Source organism: Friedmanniella luteola (assembly GCF_900105065.1).
Taxonomy (GTDB): domain Bacteria; phylum Actinomycetota; class Actinomycetes; order Propionibacteriales; family Propionibacteriaceae; genus Microlunatus; species Microlunatus luteolus.
In genome coordinates this window covers 4237296-4252530 of the sequence record NZ_LT629749.1, presented here as the reverse complement: position 1 = coordinate 4252530, position 15235 = coordinate 4237296, and the positions used below count along the sequence as shown (strand labels likewise).

The following is a 15235-nucleotide window of genomic DNA, read 5'->3' as shown; positions in this document are numbered from 1 at the left end:
ACCACCGACCCGGTGTCCGGAGGGAGACATGGCGCGCAAGGCAACCGCACAGGACGTCGCCGACCTGGCCGGGGTCTCGCGCAGCTCGGTCTCGCTGGTCCTCAACGGCCGCGGCGCCGGCAACCTCAGCCCGGAGAAGCAGCGGGCGGTCCGGGCCGCGGCCCAGCAGCTCGACTACACGCCCAACGCGGTCGCGCTCAGCCTGCGCAGCCGGCGGACCCGCACGCTGGGTGTCCTCACCTGGCCGGGCGCCGTCGGCTTCTCGCAGACGATGCTGCACCGGGCGCTGCGCAAGGCCGGTGAGCACAGCTACCTGCTGCTGGTGATGGACACCGACGGCGACGCCGACGTCGAGCGGCGCCAGCTCGACACCCTGCGGGACCGTCAGGTCGACGGCTTCCTGGTCGTGTCCCCGGCGATGGCGCACTACCGCCCGGCGGAGGTGCTGACCAGCACGCCGACGGTGCTGCTGAACTGCCTGGACCCCGACCGGCGGGTGAGCGGTGTCAGCCCGGACGAGGTCCAGGCCGGGCGGCGGGCGGCAGAGGTGCTGCTGCGGCAGGGGCACCGCCGGATCGGGCTGCTGGTGGGCGACCCGGACGCGCTGCAGACCCAGCTGCGGGTGTCCGGCGTCCAGCAGGCGGTGACCGCGGCCGGCGGGGTGCCGCCGCAGCCCTGCGTCGCCGGCCGCAACATCGACGAGGGCGCCCGCGGGGCCCGGGCGATGCTGTCCGGGCCGGACCGGCCCACCGCCGTGGTGTGCACCCACGAGCGGCTGGCCGTCGGTGCGGCCCTGGTCGCCGCGGAGCTGGGCCTCGGGGTGCCGGCGGAGCTGTCGCTGGTCAGCCTGGAGGACGGCGAGCGGCTGACCTCGCGGCTGGACCCGCCGATGACGACGGTCCACCGCCCCGACGGGGCGATGGCCGAGCAGGCGGTCAGCCTGCTCCTCGAGCAGCTCGGCACCGGCACCGAGGAGGTCCGGCAGCTGCTCTTCGGCTGCCCGGTGCGGGAACGGGGGTCGGTCGCCGCCCCCGGTCAGCGGCGGGGCCCGGCCGGCCGGCCCCGGTAGGCTCTCGCCCCGTGGCGCAGCCGAGCAGTGTCCTGGTGATCGGGTCGGGCGGGCGCGAGCACGCTCTCGTCCTCGCGCTGGCGCGGGACCCGCAGGTCCGCACCGTGCACGCGGCCCCGGGCAACCCGGGCACCGCGGCGGTGGCCACCAACCACGCCGTCGACGCCCTGGACGGCGCCGCGGTGGCCGCGCTCGCGACCCGGCTGGGGGTCGACCTCGTCGTCGTCGGGCCGGAAGCCCCCCTCGTCGCCGGGGTGGCCGACGCCGTCCGCGCGGCCGGCGTCGCGTGCTTCGGCCCCTCCGCCGACGCCGCCCGGCTGGAGGGCAGCAAGGCCTTCGCCAAGGAGGTGATGGCCGCCGCCGGGGTGCCGACCGCACGGGCGCACGTCTGCACGACGCCGGACGAGGCCGCCGCCGCGCTCGACGCCTTCGGACCGCCCTACGTCGTCAAGGACGACGGGCTGGCCGCCGGCAAGGGCGTCGTCGTCACCTCCGACCGCGACGAGGCGCTGGCCCACGCGGCAGCCTGCGGGCGGGTGGTCGTCGAGGAGTACCTCGACGGGCCCGAGGTCAGCCTGTTCGCGGTCACCGACGGGCGCACCGTCCGGGCGATGCAGCCGGCGCAGGACTTCAAGCGCGTCGGCGACGGCGACACCGGCCCCAACACCGGCGGCATGGGCGCCTACACCCCGCTGCCCTGGGCGCCGGCCGACCTGGTGGCCGAGGTGACCCGGACCGTGCTGCAGCCCACCGTCGACGAGCTCGCCCGGCGGGGGACGCCGTTCGCCGGCCTGCTCTACGCCGGCCTGGCGCTGACCCGGGACGGCGTCCGGGTGATCGAGTTCAACGCCCGCTTCGGAGACCCGGAGACCCAGCCGCTGCTGGCCCGGCTGCGGACGCCGCTCGCCCGGCTGCTGCACGCGGCCGCCGTCGGGACCCTGGACGCCGAGCCCGAGCTGGAGTGGGACGCCGGCTCCGCCGTCGCCGTCGTGCTGGCGGCCGCCGGCTACCCGGGATCCCCGCGGACCGGGGACCCGCTCGGCGGCCTCGACGACGACCCGACGACGGGTCCGGGCCCTTCGACGAGCTCAGGGAGCGGGGGCAGCAGCGTCGTGCAGGCCGGCACCGCCGTCGACGCCGAGGGCCGCGTGGTCAGCAGCGGCGGCCGGGTGCTCGCCGTCGTCGGCACCGGCGACGACCTCGCGCAGGCCCGCGAGCGCGCCTACGCCCGGATCGCCACGTGCACGCTCGAGGGCTCCTTCTACCGCACCGACATCGCCGCCGCCGCGGCGGAGAAGCAGGTCTGACCATGGTCGTCCCCAACGTGCTCGCCAGCCGCTACGCCTCCGAGCAGATGCGCGCGGTGTGGTCGGCGCCCGACAAGATCGTCGCCGAGCGGCGGCTGTGGCTGGCCGTGCTCGCGGCGCAGCGCGACCTCGGCGTCGAGCTCGGCGGCGGTGACCTGGACGCCGAGGTCGCCGCCTACGAGCGGGTGCTGGAGCACGTCGACCTCGCCTCCATCGCCGAGCGCGAGAAGGTGACCCGGCACGACGTCAAGGCCCGGATCGAGGAGTTCAACGCCCTCGCCGGCTCCGAGCAGATCCACAAGGGGATGACCTCCCGGGACCTCACCGAGAACGTCGAGCAGCTGCAGGTCCTCACCGCGCTGCGGCTCGTCCGCGACCGGGTGGTCGCGGCCCTGGTGCGGCTGGCCCGGCTGGCGACGGAGTACGGCGACCGTCCGATGGCCGGCCGCTCCCACAACGTGGCCGCGCAGGTGACGACGCTGGGCAAGCGGTTCGCCACCGCCACGAACGAGCTGCTGGTCGCCTTCACCCGGCTCGAGGAGCTGATCGCCCGGTACCCGCTGCGCGGGATCAAGGGCCCGGTCGGCACCGGCCAGGACATGCTCGACCTGCTCGGCGGCGACCAGCAGAAGCTGGCCGAGCTGGAGGAGCGGATCGCCGCCCACCTCGGCTTCGGCCAGGTGCTGGTCAGCACCGGCCAGGTCTACCCGCGCTCCCTGGACTACGAGGTGGTGACGCTGCTGGCCCAGGTCGCCGCGGCCCCGTCGAACGTGGCCACCTCGATCCGGCTGATGGCCGGCGCCGAGCTGGTCACCGAGGGCTTCCGGCCGGGCCAGGTCGGCTCCAGCGCGATGCCGCACAAGATGAACACCCGTTCCTGCGAGCGGGTGAACGGGCTCGCCGTGGTGGTCCGGGGCTACGTCGGCATGGTCGGCGAGCTGGCCGGCGACCAGTGGAACGAGGGCGACGTGTCCGACTCCGTCGTCCGCCGGGTGGCCCTGCCGGACGCCTTCTTCGCCCTCGACGGGCTGTTCGAGACGTTCCTCTCGGTGCTCGACGACTTCGGCGCCTTCCCGGCCGTGATCGAGGCCGAGCTGCAGCGCTACCTGCCGTTCCTGGCCACCACCAAGGTGCTGATGGCCGCCGTCCGCAGCGGCGTCGGCCGGGAGACCGCGCACGAGGTGATCAAGGAGCACGCCGTCGCGGTGGCGCTCGCCATGCGGGAGTCCGGCGCGCCCAACGACCTGCTGGACCGGCTGGCCGCCGACGAGCGGCTGGGCGGCATCAGCCGGGCCGAGCTGGACGCCGCCCTCGCCGACCCGATGGAGCTCACCGGGACCGCGGGGCTGCAGGTGGCCACGCTGGCCGCGCGCGTGGACGCGATCGCGGCCGCGCACCCGGAGGCCGCGGCCTACAGCCCGGGCCTGGTCCTCTAGCCGTCGTCCGCCGTCGGGGGCAGGGCGTCGAGCTCGACGGTGTAGGAGGTGAGGGTGGCCACCGCCCCGTCGCGGAACTCGTACACGTCGCACGACGAGACGAGGCTGGTCGTGCCGTCGGGTGCGTCGTAGCGCCCGACCACGTCCACGGCGACGACGTCGCCCCCGTCGGCGGTCACGCTGCGGACGAACGTGGTGGTCGTGCCGACCAGCGCCTCGGTCGTGCCGTCGCAGGCCTGCCGGACCGCGTCGGCGCCCTGCAGCACCTCGGCCCCCACCAGCACCCAGCGGACGTCCGGGGCCAGGTGCGGGTAGGCGTCGGCGAAACGGTGGCCCGAGAAGGCCTCGGCGATCTCCCGGTTGCTCATGCCCGGACCGACTCCGACCGACCCCCGAACTCATCGCAGGCGTCCACCGGCGCGACACGCCGCGGACCGCCGACGACCCGCCCGGATCGTTGACCCCGCCCGGACCGCTTCCTAGGGTCGAGCCGGTGCGGACCTGGAGGGAGCTGGCGGCCGCCGAGCTCCGCCGGTACAGCACCTACCGGTTGGCCGTGCTGGCCGGGGTGTTCACCAACTCCGTCTTCGGGTTCCTCCGCGTCGGCATCCTCGTCACGGCGATCGCCACGGCCGGCGGCAGCCTGGCCGGCTACACCGCCGACAGCGCCTCCACCTACGTCTGGCTGGGGCAGGCGCTGCTGGCCCCCCTCGCCCTGATGGGCTGGTCGGAGATCGCCGACCGGGTCCGCACCGGCGACATCGCCGTCGACCTCGCCCGCCCGGTCGACCTGCAGCTGTCCTGGTGGGCGCGCGACCTGGGCCGGGCGGCGTTCGTGCTGCCCGCCCGCGGCCTGCCGCCGCTGCTGGTCGGTTCGCTGACCGTCGGCGTGGCCCTGCCCGGCTCGTGGACGGCGTACCCGCTCGGCCTGCTCAGCGTGCTGGTCGCGGTGTCGCTGAGCTTCGCGCTGCGCTTCCTGCTCAACCTCGCGGCTTTCTGGGTGCTCGACTTCCGGGGTGTCGCCGGGCTCTACTTCGTGGTCATCGGGCCGCTGTGCGGGCTGTACGTGCCCGTCCACCTGTTCCCCGGCTGGCTGGCCGCGGTCGCGAACGCCACGCCCTTCCCGTCGATGTTCCAGGCCCCGATCGACGTGCTGTCGGGGCGGGTGCTGGGGCTCGACGCGCTCGCGGTGCTGGCCGTCCAGCTGGGCTGGCTGCTCGCCGTGGGCCTGCTCGGCCGGCTGGTGCTGGCCCGGGCCACCCGGCGGCTGGTGGTGCAGGGTGGCTGACGGGCAGGCCCTGCGCCGGCCCTCCCGGCTGCACACCTACCGGGTGGTGCTCGGGTCCCGGGTGCGCGCCCAGCTCAGCTACCGGGTCGGCTTCGCGCTCACCTTCCTCAGCGCCGCGGGCATCGGGGTGATCGAGTTCTCGGAGATCTACGTGCTCCTCTCGGCCGTGCCGGTCTTCGGCGGGCTCGACCTGGCGCAGGCCGCGCTGGTCTTCGCGCTGGCCAACCTCGGCTTCGCGCTGGCCGACCTGCTGTTCGGCCAGCTGGACAGCATCCCCAGCCTGCTGCGGCTCGGCCAGCTGGAGGCGCTGCTGGTCCGGCCGATGTCGGTGATGGGCCAGCTCGTCACCTCGGACTTCCAGCTGCGACGGCTGGGCCGGGCGCTGGTCAGCGTGCTGCTGCTGGTCGTCGTGCTGCCGCTCGTCGACGTCGACTGGACGGCCGCCCGGGCCTACCTGCTGCTGGCCACCCCGCTCGTGGGCTGCGCGATCTACGGGGCGATGTTCGCGCTGGCCGGCGGCGTGCAGTTCTGGCTGGTCGACGGCGCCGAGTTCACCTCGAGCTTCGTCTACGGCGGCAGCTACGCCGGCCAGGTGCCCGGCAGCGTGCTGCCGCCCGTGCTGCGCTCGGTGTTCACCTTCGTCGTGCCGGCCACCCTCACCGGCTACGCCCCCGCGCTGCTGCTGCTGGGGCTGCCCGGCCCGGCGCTGCTGCCCGCGTGGCTGGGCTGGTGGGCGCCGCTCGTCGCGGCCTGGACCTGGCTGCTGGCCGCCCTGGCCTGGCGCAGCGGACTGCGCCACTTCACCGGAGCCGGAGGCTGACGTGCCCGATCCTGTCCCAGGGGTGCCAGCGCCCGTGCTGGAGCTGCGCGGTCTGCGCCGCACCTTCGTGGTCCGCGAGAAGGCCGGCCGGTTGCGCCGCCGCCGTCGCACCGTGGAGGCGGTCGCCGACATCAGCCTGCGCGTCGAGGCGGGGGAGGCGGTCGGCTACATCGGCGCGAATGGCGCCGGCAAGTCCACGACGATCAAGATGGTCACCGGCATCCTCGTGCCGACGGCGGGGGAGGTGCGCACCTGCGGCCTGGACCCGGTCCCGCAGCGACGCCGGCTGGCCGCCGAGATCGGCGTCGTCTTCGGCCAGCGGACGCAGCTGTGGTGGGACCTGCCCCTGCGCGACTCGTTCCGGATCCTCGCGGCCATCCACCGGCGGCCGCCCGCCGACGCGGCCGAGCGCACCCGGCAGCTGGTCGACGAGCTGGGCCTGGGGCCCCAGCTGGACACCCCGGTGCGGCAGCTGTCCCTCGGCGAGCGGATGCGCGGCGAGGTGGCGGCGGCGCTGCTGCACCGGCCCCGCCTGCTGGTCCTGGACGAGCCGACGATCGGGCTGGACATGATCAGCAAGGAGCGGCTGCGCCAGTTCCTGGTGGCGGAGCGGGCACGCTCGGGGATGACGCTGCTGCTGACCACCCACGACATGGGCGACATCGAGCGGCTCTGCGAGCGGGTGCTGGTGGTGGACCGCGGCCGCGTGGTCTACGACGGCACGCTGACCGACCTGGGGGCCGCGGTCGCGCTGCAGCGGGTGCTGGTCGTCGACCTCACCGGCCCGCACGCCCCGCTCCAGGTCCCCACCACGGAGCACCGGGGGAGCGAGCTGGAGGGGCAGCGTCAGCGGCTGGCCTTCAGCCCCGAGCGGACCACGGCCGCCAAGGTGCTGGCCGGCGTCAGCGCCCAGGCCGAGGTGCTCGACCTGACGCTGGAGGAGCCGGCCATCGAGGACATCGTCCGGACCCTGTACTCCCGCCCCGGACACGCCAGCGGCCCCCCGGTCTGAAGACCGAGGGGCCGGAGGTCTGACGGTGGCCAGGGGCGTCCCCGAAGAGGGGGAACTCCTCCCTAGACCTCCTGCGGCATCAGGATCCAGGCGGCGAGGTAGATGAGGAACTGCGGGCCGGGGATCAGCAGGCTGACCAGGAAGACGACCCGGACCAGGTTCGCGCTGACGCCGAAGCGGCGGGCGATGCCCGAGCAGACGCCGGCGATCATCCGGTCACGACGGGGGCGGACGAGTGAGTTCATGCGCATGGTCCTCTCGAGACGGTTCATGTCCTCCACTGTGGCCCACGCCCACGGGCCCGACCAGGGTTCTCCGAGGGGGTCCGGGGTCGGCTCAGGGGCGGGCGCGGCCTCACCCTGACCCGCGGACGGCGACGGGGCGGGCGGGTCGGGGCTGACAGGATGGGCGGGCCGACCGCCCGAGGAGGAAGCCGTGGAACCCGTGTACGAGTCCCAGCTGGACGTCCCGCTGGTCCACGCCGGCAAGGTGCGCGAGCTGTACGCCCTCGACGACGACCGGCTGCTGATGGTGGCCACCGACCGGATCAGCGCGTTCGACTTCGTGCTCGACAGCGAGATCCCCGACAAGGGTCGGGTGCTCACCCAGCTCTCGCAGTGGTGGTTCGCCCAGCTGGTCGACCTGGTGCCGAACCACGTCCTCTCCACCGACGTGCCGGACCCGGTGCGCGGCCGTGCCGTGGTCTGCGAGCGGCTCACGATGATCCCCGTCGAGTGCGTGGCCCGCGGCTACCTGACCGGCTCGGGGTGGCTGGAGTACCAGGAGTCCCGCACGGTCTGCGGGGTGCCGCTCCCCGCCGGGCTGGTCGACGGCTCCCGGCTGCCGGAGCCGATCTTCACCCCGGCCACCAAGGCCGCGCTGGGCGAGCACGACGAGAACGTCGACTTCGCCACGGTCGCGGCCACGGTCGGCGGGCCGCTGGCCGAGCGGGTCCGCGACCTGACGCTGGCGGTCTACGTGCGAGCCGAGGGCGTGGCCCGGGAGCGCGGGCTGCTGCTGGCGGACACCAAGCTGGAGTTCGGCCTGCGCGGTGACGGCACGGTGGTGCTGGCGGACGAGGTGCTGACCCCGGACTCGTCCCGGTTCTGGGACGCCGAGGGCTGGCAGCCGGGCGGGCCGCTGCCGTCCTTCGACAAGCAGTACGTCCGGGACTGGCTGCTCCACGCGTCCGGCTGGGACCGGCACGGTGGCGACGCCCCGCCGGCCCTGCCCGACGCCGTCGTCGCGGCGACCCGGGCCAAGTACCTGCAGGCCTACGAGCGGCTGACCGGGCGGGCTCTGCCGCCGGCCTGAGCCCCGAGCGGGGGTCCCGCCGACCGATGGGTTTCCGTCGGTGGTCCGGTCTAGGTTCTCGGACAGGGGAGGAGAGCCATGGCCGAGGTGGACCCACCAGCAGCGGCACCGCGTCTGGACCTGCGCGCAGGCCCGCAGCGCACCTTCCTGCACGTCCTGCTCAACACGCTGGTCGTGTCGGTCACCAACTTCACCCTCTGGTTCGCGGTGACCTTCTGGGCGTTCCTGGAGACCCGGTCGGTGTTCGTGACCGGGATGATCGCCGGCATCTTCCTGGTCTTCACCACGCTGACGGGCATCTGGCTGGGCAGCCTCGTCGACCACCACCCGAAGAAGACGGTCATGCAGACGTCCGCGGCCCTCTCGCTGGGCCTCTACGCGGTCAGTCTCGCGGTCTACCTGCTCAGCGCGCCGGAGGACTTCACGCGCGTCGACAGCCTGCGGCTGTGGGTGTTCGTCGGCCTGCTGATGCTGGGGGTGATCGCCGGCAACGTGCGGACCATCGCCCTCTCCACCCTGGTGACGCTGCTGATCCCGGCCGAGGTGCGCGACCGGGCCAACGGCCTGGTGGGCACCACCACCGGGGTCTCGTTCCTGGTCACCTCCGTCATCAGCGGCCTCCTGGTCGCCGCCGGCGGCATGCTCTACGCCCTGCTGCTCGCGCTCGTGGTGCTGGCCGCCTCACTGGTGCACCTGGCCCGCGTGCGGATCCCCGGGAACCGGCCCGGCGCCCTCGAGCCGTCACCACCGGGCGCGACCGGGACCGGCGGGGCCCTCGACCCGCCCGGCGACCTGGACCCCGCCGCCGCCCCGGACCCCGCGGTGGGGCCCGCGGCCGCGGCGGACCGGCGGATCGACCTCCGCGGCACCCTGCGGCTGGTCCGCGGCGTCCCCGGCCTGCTGGCCCTGATCGGGTTCTCCTGCTTCAACAACTTCCTCGGCGGCGTCTTCATGGCGCTGCTGGACCCGTACGGGCTCTCGCTGGTCTCCGTGCAGCTCTGGGGCCTGCTCTGGGGGGCGCTGAGCACCGGGATCATCGTGGGCGGCCTGCTCGTGGCCAAGGTCGGGCTGGGCCCCAACCCGGTGCGCACGCTGCTGATGGTCAACCTCGTGCTGTGGGCCGTGACGTGCCTGTTCCCGCTCCGCTCCTCGATGGTCGTCCTGGCGGTCGGGATGTACGCCTACATGCTGATCGTGCCCTTCGCCGAGGCCGCGGAGCAGACGGTGCTGCAGCGCGTGGTCCCCTACGAGCGGCAGGGCCGGGTCTTCGGGTTCGCGCAGAGCGTCGAGCAGGCCGCGTCCCCCCTGACGGCCTTCCTCATCGGCCCGCTCACCCAGTTCGTCTTCATCCCGGCGATGACCGACGGCGCGGCCGCCGACCTGATCGGGCCCTGGTTCGGCACCGGCGCGGCCCGCGGCATGGCCCTCGTCTTCGTGCTGACCGGCGTCGTCGGCCTGCTGGCCACCTCCCTGGCCCTGGCCAGCCGGCCGTACAGGCGGCTCAGCGCGGCCGTCGCGGAGGCCACGCCCCCCGAGCCGGAGCGGGTGGGGGCGGCGTCCAGCGCTCCCTGAGATGTCGGCTCCGCCGGGAGCCCCCGATAGGATCGCCGCATGGCGCGAGTGGTGGTCGACGTGATGCCGAAGCCGGAGATCCTGGACCCGCAGGGCAAGGCGGTGACCGGGGCGCTCGGCCGGCTCGGCTTCTCGGGGATCTCCGTGCGGCAGGGCAAGCGGTTCGAGCTCGAGGTGGACGGCGAGGTGACGCCGGAGAGGCTGGCCGACATCCGCCGGGCCGCCGAGACGCTGCTGGCCAACACCGTCATCGAGACCTTCGACGTCCGCGTCGAAGCCCCCGCGCAGGCGCACGCCTGATGGCGCCGAAGGTCGGGGTCGTCACCTTCCCGGGATCCCTGGACGACCACGACGCGCTGCGCGCGGTGCGGATCGCCGGCGCCGAGCCCGTCGCCCTGTGGCACGCCAGCGACGACCTGCGGGGCGTCGACGCCGTCATCCTGCCTGGCGGCTTCTCCTACGGCGACTACCTGCGGGCTGGCGCGATCTCCCGCTTCTCCCCGGTGATGGGCGCGGTCGTCGACGCCGCGAACGCGGGGATGCCCGTGCTCGGCATCTGCAACGGCTTCCAGATCCTCTGCGAGGCCCACCTGCTGCCCGGCGCCCTGATCCGCAACGACGTCCGGACCTTCGTCTGCGTCGACCAGCGGCTCCGGGTGGAGTCCGTCGACACGGCCTGGACCGGCGGGTACAGCACGGGCCAGGAGATCACCATCGTGCTCAAGAACGGGGAGGGCGGTTACGTCGCCGACGAGGACACCCTGGACCGGCTCGAGGGCGAGGGCCGCGTCGTCGCCCGCTACCTCGGTGACAACCCCAACGGCTCCTTCCGCGCCATCGCCGGGGTCGCCAACGAGCGGGGCAACGTCGTCGGCCTGATGCCGCACCCCGAGCACAACGTGGACCCGCTGACCGGCCCGAGCACCGACGGCACCGCCTTCTTCAGCAGCGTCCTGAGCTTCCTCTCCGCCCGGGTCTGACCCCCGCGATGGGTGGTCGCTCCCGCCGCGGTGCGCGGCCGCTCGCCCCGGCGTCCGGCGGCCGGGGGGCCGGAGGGCCGGTGCTGTCCCGGCGCTGGCTCGCCCTCCTGCTGCTGCTCGCGGCGCTCTTCGCGGGCCTGCGGGCGGTGCACCTGCTGCAGGAGCCGCCCCAGGCCAGCAGCCTGGTCACCGACCAGGTCGTCGTCGTCGGGGTCACCGGCCGGCCGGCGCTCACCCCCACCGACCGTGCGGTGCTGGGACCGCGCCTCGCCGACGCCCAGGTGGGGGCGGTCAGCGTCCGGCCCCGCCACGTCGGCGACTGCGCTGCCGCGGGCTGGACGACGCTGGGCGCCGGCCGTCGCGCCGCCGTCGGCGCGCTGTGCGACCCGCGGGTCAGCGACGGCCGGGTCGAGGACTGGGACGCCCGGCTGACCGCCGCCGCCGCCCGCCGCGGTGACGCCCGGCCGGGCACGCTCGCCGGGTCGGTCGCGGGCTGCGTCGCCGCCGTCGGGCCCGGCGCGGCGCTCGCCGCCGCCCGGCCGGACGGCACGCTCGCCGACTACCGCACGGTGGAGGAGTTCCTGGCCGACGACCTGACCACCCGCTGCCCGACGACCCTGGTCGACGCCGGCCCGCGGAGCGACGCCGTCATCGCCCGGCTCGCTGCCGACCCGGGCCGGACGCTGCTGGTCACCGGCGTCGGACCGGCCGCCGGCTCCGCCGACCCGGCCCTGCAGGTCGTGTACCGGCTCGGCACCACCTTCCCCGGCTGGCTGACCTCCGCGAGCACCCGGCGGGACGGCATCGTCACCCTCACCGACCTCACCCGCACCCTGGTCGACCACGACGCCCCGCCCGGCGCCGCCGTTCCCGTCACCGTCGACGGCTCCCCGCTGGCCGTCGACCCGGCCGAGCTGAGCCTGCCGCTGGTCGAGGACCACCTCGCGGCCGTCGCCGCGCTGTCCGACGGGGCCGTCGTCGGCTACCTGGTGCTCGGCGGGTTCGGCACCCTCCTCTGCCTCGTCGGCCTGGTCGGGACCCTGCGCCGCCGCTTCGCGGTGCCGCGGCTGATCCTCACCCTCGGCAGCGTCCTGGGCGCCGCGATGATGCTGACCGGCTCGGTGCCGTGGGCGGGCAGCGGGGCACCCGGGCTGGTTCTCGGGGTGGCGGTCATCGGCTGGTCGCTGCTGCTCGCCGCGGCCACGCTGGCCCTGGCCGCCCGCCTCGACGTGCCGGCTGCGGTCGTCGGGGCGGCGCTGACCGTGGCGGCCTTCACCGTCGACGCCGCCCTCGGCGGCCCGATGCAGGCCGGCTCCATGCTGAACTCGCGGCCGGTCTTCGGGCTGCGCTGGTACGGCTTCGGCAACGTCACCTTCGCGGTCTACGCCACCGCGGCGCTGGTCCTGGCGGGCTGGCTGGCTCACCGCTTCCTCGCCGCCGGTCACCGCCGGGCCGCCGTCGTCGCCGTGGCCGTCGTCGGCTTCGGCGTCGTCGTCTGCGAGGGCTGGCCCACCATGGGCACCGACTTCGGCGGCGTCGTCGCCCTGACCCCGCCCGTGCTCTGGCTGCTGCTGGTGGTCGCCGGCGTCCGGGTCACGGTTCCGCGGCTGCTGGCCGTCGGTGCGGCCGCGGTGGTGGCGGTCGCGGCCATCTCGCTGCTCGACTGGTCCCGGGGCCCCGACCGGCGCAGCCACCTCGGCGGGTTCGTCCAGCGCGTCCTCGACGGCGACGCGGTCGACGTCGTGAGCCGCAAGGCCGTCGCCTCCGCCGAGACGGTGGTCAGCGGGCCGGGCATCACCACCCTGGTCATCGGGGTGCTGCTCTGGCTGCTGGTGCTGCGCTGCGCGCTCCCGGTGCTGCGTCCCGCGTTCCCCACCCTGCCCGCCGTGCTGCAGGCCGCGCTGGCGACCGCCGTCCTCGGCACCCTGCTCAACGACGGCGGGATCAGCGTCTGGCTGACCGTCACCGGGATGGTGGCCGTCAGCGTGGGCTGGTTCTGCCTGGACCACGCGCTGCGGGAGGGCTGGCCCTCGCCCGCACCGGGCCGGGAGCTGTGGACGTGGCTCAGCCGGGGGGCCGCCCGCCGGTAGGGTCGGGGCCGTGGCGGACACGGTCGAGAACGCGGCGGCGACCCCGGACCAGGCGCAGCCCTGGGCCGAGCTGGGGCTCAAGGAGGACGAGTACACCCGGATCCGGGAGATCCTCGGCCGCCGGCCCTCCTCCTCGGAGCTGGCCATGTACTCGGTCATGTGGTCCGAGCACTGCTCCTACAAGTCCTCCAAGGTGCACCTGCGCCGCTTCGGCGAGCTCAGCCAGGACACCCCGGCCGGGAAGCTGCTGGCCGGCATCGGCGAGAACGCCGGCGTCGTCGACATCGGCCAGGGCTACGCCGTCACCTTCAAGATCGAGTCGCACAACCACCCCAGCTACGTGGAGCCGCACCAGGGCGCGGCCACCGGCGTCGGCGGGATCGTCCGCGACATCCTGGCCATGGGTGCCCGACCCGTCGGGGTGATGGACGCGCTGCGGTTCGGCCCGCTCGAGGAGCCCGACACCCACCGGGTGCTGCCGGGCGTCGTCTCCGGCGTGGGCGGCTACGGCAACTGCCTCGGCCTGCCGAACATCGGTGGCGAGGTCGTCTTCGACCGCAGCTACCTCGGCAACCCGCTGGTCAACGCCCTCTGCGTCGGCGTCCTGCGGCACGAGGACCTGCACCTCGCCAAGGCCACCGGGGCCGGCAACCAGGTGATCCTCTACGGCGCGGCCACCGGCGGCGACGGCATCGGCGGTGCCTCGATCCTCGCCTCGGAGACCTTCGACGACGACAAGCCCTCCAAGCGGCCGGCCGTGCAGGTCGGCGACCCGTTCATGGAGAAGCTGCTGATCGAGTGCACCCTGGAGCTGTTCGCGGCCGGTGTCGTGACCGGCATCCAGGACTTCGGAGCGGCCGGCATCTCCTGCGCCACCTCCGAGCTGGCCGCGGCCGGTGACGGCGGCATGCGCGTCGAGCTGGACCGGGTGCCGCTGCGGGACTCCTCGCTGGCGCCCGAGGAGATCCTGATGAGCGAGTCGCAGGAGCGGATGATGGCCGTCGTCGAGCCCGGTGACGTCGCCCGCTTCCTGGAGATCTGCGCCCGCTGGGACGTGCAGGCGACCGTGGTCGGCGAGGTCACCGAGGACGACCGGCTGGTCATCGAGTGGCACGGCGAGACCATCGTCGACGTCGACCCCCGCACCGTCGCCCACGAGGGCCCGGTCTACGAGCGCCCCTACGCCCGCCCCGCCTGGCAGGACACGGTGCAGGCCGACGGGGTCGAGGGCCTGGCCCGCCCGGCCACCGGGGACGAGCTGGCCGCGACGCTGCTCGCGCTGGTCGGCTCGCCCAACCTGTGCGACAAGTCGTGGATCACCAACCAGTACGACCGCTACGTGCGCGGCAACTCGGTCCTGGCCCAGCCGGAGGACGCCGGCATGCTGCGGATCGACGAGGAGACCGGCCTCGGTGTCGCGCTGTCGACCGACTGCAACAGCCGGTTCGCCCTGCTCGACCCCTACGTCGGCGCCCAGCTGGCGCTGGCGGAGGCCTACCGCAACGTCGCCGTCACCGGGGCCCAGCCCGTCGCGGTCAGCGACTGCCTCAACTTCGGCTCGCCCGAGGACCCGGCGGTCATGTGGCAGTTCACCCAGGCGATCGCCGGCCTGGTGGACGGCTGCCAGGTGCTCGGCACCCCGGTCACGGGCGGCAACGTGAGCTTCTACAACCAGACCGGCAGCACGCCGATCCTGCCCACCCCCGTCGTCGGGGTCATGGGGGTCATCGAGGACGTCCGCCGGCGGGTGCCCGTCGGGTTCGCCGGGGCGGGTGATGTCGTCGTGCTGCTGGGCGACACCCGCGACGAGCTGGCCGGATCGGTCTGGGCCGCCGTGGCGCACGACCACCTCGGGGGCCGACCGCCGGTGGTCGACCTCGAGCACGAGCGGCGGCTGGCCGCGGTGCTGGGTGAGGCGGGTCGCCGCGGCCTCCTGACCAGCGCCCACGACCTCGCCGACGGCGGGCTGGCCCAGGCGCTCGTCGAGTCGTCGCTGCGGCGGGGGCACGGCGTGACCGTGGAGCTGCCCGCGGACGCCGACCCGTTCGTGCAGCTGTTCTCCGAGAGCTCGGGCCGGGTGCTGGTCTCGCTGCCCGCCGCCGGGGCCGACGCGCTGACCACCCTCTGCGCCGAGCACGGCGTGCCGCTGCACCCGCTCGGCCGGGTCACCGGCGCCGAGGACGCGACGGTGGCCGTCGCGGGCCAGTTCAGCCTGCCGCTGGAGCAGATCCGCACCACCTGGTCGGCCACCCTGCCCGCCGTGCTGGCCGCCGACCCGATCGCCGTCGTCGCCGGCGCCTGACCCTCCGACCGGCTCAGGGCACGTCCTGCTGCGCCCTGCGGCCCC

14 protein-coding genes are annotated in these 15235 nt (G+C 74.7%); 12 read left to right on the top strand and 2 right to left on the bottom strand.

The window, feature by feature from the left end; genetic code table 11:
• Positions 1-28: 28 nt before the first annotated feature.
• From BLT72_RS19880 to purB, 3 genes are read left to right on the top strand one after another with little or no spacing between them, the layout of a single operon-like run.
• A complete protein-coding gene (locus tag BLT72_RS19880; RefSeq protein WP_091415259.1) occupies positions 29-1069 on the top strand; it encodes a LacI family DNA-binding transcriptional regulator in 1041 nt (346 codons plus the stop codon).
• A gap of 11 nt (positions 1070-1080) precedes the next feature.
• On the top strand, positions 1081-2376 hold the full coding sequence (gene purD, locus BLT72_RS19875; RefSeq protein ID WP_091415254.1) for a phosphoribosylamine--glycine ligase: 1296 nt from the start codon (positions 1081-1083) through the stop codon (positions 2374-2376).
• A gap of 2 nt (positions 2377-2378) precedes the next feature.
• Positions 2379-3812 (top strand): adenylosuccinate lyase, encoded by a 1434-nt coding sequence (purB, locus tag BLT72_RS19870; RefSeq protein ID WP_091415251.1) that lies wholly within the window; start codon positions 2379-2381, stop codon positions 3810-3812.
• Here purB and BLT72_RS19865 read toward each other — a convergent pair.
• Positions 3809-4180 (bottom strand): nuclear transport factor 2 family protein, encoded by a 372-nt coding sequence (locus BLT72_RS19865; RefSeq protein WP_091415248.1) that lies wholly within the window; start codon positions 4178-4180, stop codon positions 3809-3811. The two genes, purB and BLT72_RS19865, sit on opposite strands and share 4 nt — an antisense overlap.
• A gap of 125 nt (positions 4181-4305) precedes the next feature.
• On the opposite strand from BLT72_RS19865, the gene BLT72_RS19860 reads away from it, so the two are divergent.
• Genes BLT72_RS19860 through BLT72_RS19850 form a run of 3 tightly spaced genes read left to right on the top strand, consistent with a single transcriptional unit; the run spans position 4306 to position 6932 of the window.
• Positions 4306-5100, top strand: coding sequence for an ABC transporter permease (locus tag BLT72_RS19860; RefSeq protein WP_091415246.1), 795 nt, complete (start codon positions 4306-4308; stop codon positions 5098-5100).
• Positions 5093-5920: an ABC transporter permease gene (locus BLT72_RS19855; protein ID WP_091415243.1), complete on the top strand. Its 828-nt coding sequence runs from the start codon at positions 5093-5095 to the stop codon at positions 5918-5920. Before BLT72_RS19860 ends, BLT72_RS19855 begins: the two co-directional genes overlap by 8 nt.
• Before the next feature lie 22 nt (positions 5921-5942).
• Positions 5943-6932, top strand: coding sequence for an ABC transporter ATP-binding protein (locus BLT72_RS19850; RefSeq protein WP_091415241.1), 990 nt, complete (start codon positions 5943-5945; stop codon positions 6930-6932).
• Positions 6933-6994: 62 nt separating this feature from the next.
• On the opposite strand, the gene BLT72_RS19845 is transcribed toward BLT72_RS19850, so the two are convergent.
• A complete protein-coding gene (locus BLT72_RS19845) occupies positions 6995-7177 on the bottom strand; it encodes a PspC domain-containing protein (RefSeq protein WP_091415238.1) in 183 nt (60 codons plus the stop codon).
• 190 nt (positions 7178-7367) lie between these two features.
• Between BLT72_RS19845 and BLT72_RS19840 the strand changes: the two genes are divergently transcribed.
• The 6 genes from BLT72_RS19840 to purL all read left to right on the top strand — a co-directional run bounded on the left by BLT72_RS19840 (position 7368) and on the right by purL (position 15190).
• Positions 7368-8246 carry a phosphoribosylaminoimidazolesuccinocarboxamide synthase gene (locus BLT72_RS19840; protein ID WP_091415235.1) on the top strand — a complete coding sequence of 293 codons (879 nt, stop codon included), beginning with the start codon at positions 7368-7370 and terminating at the stop codon, positions 8244-8246.
• 78 nt (positions 8247-8324) lie between these two features.
• Positions 8325-9818 (top strand): MFS transporter, encoded by a 1494-nt coding sequence (locus BLT72_RS19835; RefSeq protein WP_091415233.1) that lies wholly within the window; start codon positions 8325-8327, stop codon positions 9816-9818.
• 39 nt (positions 9819-9857) lie between these two features.
• Entirely contained in the window at positions 9858-10118 is a 261-nt protein-coding gene (gene purS / locus BLT72_RS19830; protein ID WP_091415230.1) for a phosphoribosylformylglycinamidine synthase subunit PurS, read from the top strand.
• Complete coding sequence (gene purQ, locus BLT72_RS19825; RefSeq protein ID WP_091415227.1) at positions 10118-10798, top strand: phosphoribosylformylglycinamidine synthase subunit PurQ; 681 nt, start codon at positions 10118-10120, stop codon at positions 10796-10798. The genes purS and purQ overlap by 1 nt, the downstream gene beginning before the upstream one ends.
• Before the next feature lie 80 nt (positions 10799-10878).
• Entirely contained in the window at positions 10879-12888 is a 2010-nt protein-coding gene (locus BLT72_RS19820; protein ID WP_091415225.1) for a hypothetical protein, read from the top strand.
• Positions 12889-12898: 10 nt separating this feature from the next.
• Positions 12899-15190: a phosphoribosylformylglycinamidine synthase subunit PurL gene (gene purL / locus BLT72_RS19815; protein ID WP_091415222.1), complete on the top strand. Its 2292-nt coding sequence runs from the start codon at positions 12899-12901 to the stop codon at positions 15188-15190.
• The last annotated feature ends 45 nt before the right edge of the window (positions 15191-15235 follow it).